This is a genomic window from Thauera linaloolentis 47Lol = DSM 12138 (assembly GCF_000310205.1).
Taxonomy (GTDB): Bacteria; Pseudomonadota; Gammaproteobacteria; order Burkholderiales; family Rhodocyclaceae; genus Thauera; species Thauera linaloolentis.
The window spans coordinates 1-1250 of the sequence record NZ_AMXE01000183.1; the positions used below are offsets into that span (position 1 = coordinate 1).

General features: G+C 67.0%; 1 protein-coding gene and 1 pseudogene. Both read left to right on the top strand.

All coding sequences use genetic code 11. From position 1 onward, the window contains the following. On the top strand, nt 1-749 hold a 749-nt coding region (locus tag C666_RS19075; protein ID WP_004350897.1), incomplete at its 5' end, for an electron transfer flavoprotein subunit beta/FixA family protein. A 2-nt stretch (nt 750-751) separates the two neighbouring features. Further along, nucleotides 752-1250: pseudogene (locus C666_RS19080) on the top strand (electron transfer flavoprotein subunit alpha/FixB family protein); the annotation flags it as partial.

Below are 1250 nucleotides of genomic sequence, written 5' to 3' on the forward strand. Positions count from 1 at the left end.
TGAAGATTCTCGTACCCGTCAAACGCGTTGTTGACTACAACGTGAAGGTTCGCGTCAAGGCCGACGGCGGCGGTGTGGACATCGCCAACGTCAAGATGAGCATGAACCCCTTCGACGAGATTGCGGTGGAAGAGGCCGTCCGCCTGAAGGAAGCCGGCGTGGCGACCGAGGTGGTGGCGGTGAGCTGCGGCGTTGGCGCCTGCCAGGAGACGCTGCGCGCGGCGATGGCGATCGGTGCCGACCGTGGCATTCTGGTCGAGACGGACGTCGAACTGCAGCCGCTGGCGGTGGCCAAGCTGCTCAAGGCGGTGTCCGACAAGGAGCAGCCGGACCTGGTGATCTGCGGCAAGCAGGCGATCGACGACGACGCCAACCAGACGGGCCAGATGCTGGCTGCGCTGGCGGGCTGGCCGCAGGCGACCTTTGCCTCGAAGCTCGTGATCGCGGACGGCAAGGCCAGCGTCACGCGTGAAATCGACGGTGGGCTGGAGACCTTGTCCATTGCGCTGCCGGCGGTGGTGACGACCGATCTGCGGCTGAACGAGCCGCGCTACGCCACGCTGCCGAACATCATGAAGGCGAAGAAGAAGCCGCTCGACACCCTGAAGCCGGCCGATCTCGGGGTCGATGTTGCGCCGCGCCTGCAGACGCTGAAGGTTGCCGAGCCGCCCAAGCGCAGCGCGGGCGAACGCGTGGCGGACGTCGCGCAACTGGTCGACAAACTCAAGAACGTTGCGAAGGTGATCTGAACATGGCCATTCTCGTTATCGCGGAACACGACAATCAATCGCTCAAGGCGGCCACGCTCAACACCGTGACGGCGGCGGGCAAGATCGGCGGCGACATCCATGTGCTGGTGGCCGGAGCCGGTTGCGGCGCTGCGGCCGAGGCGGCGGCGAAGATCGCCGGCGTGGCCAAGGTGCTGGTGGCTGATGCCCCGCACTACGAGGCCCAGACCGCCGAGAACGTCGCCGAACTGGTCAAGGGCATTGCTTCGGGCTACGGCCACGTGCTGGCCCCGGCCACGCCGAACGGCAAGAACATGCTGCCGCGCGTGGCGGCGCTGCTCGACGTGGCGCAGATCAGCGACATCGTCGCGGTCGAGTCGGCCGACACCTTCGTGCGTCCGATCTACGCCGGCAACGCGCTGGCCACGGTCAAGAGTGCCGATGCGGTCAAGGTCATCACGGTGCGCACGACGGCGTTCGACGCCGCCGCCGAAGGCGGTGCGGCTGCGCTCGAGACGGTGG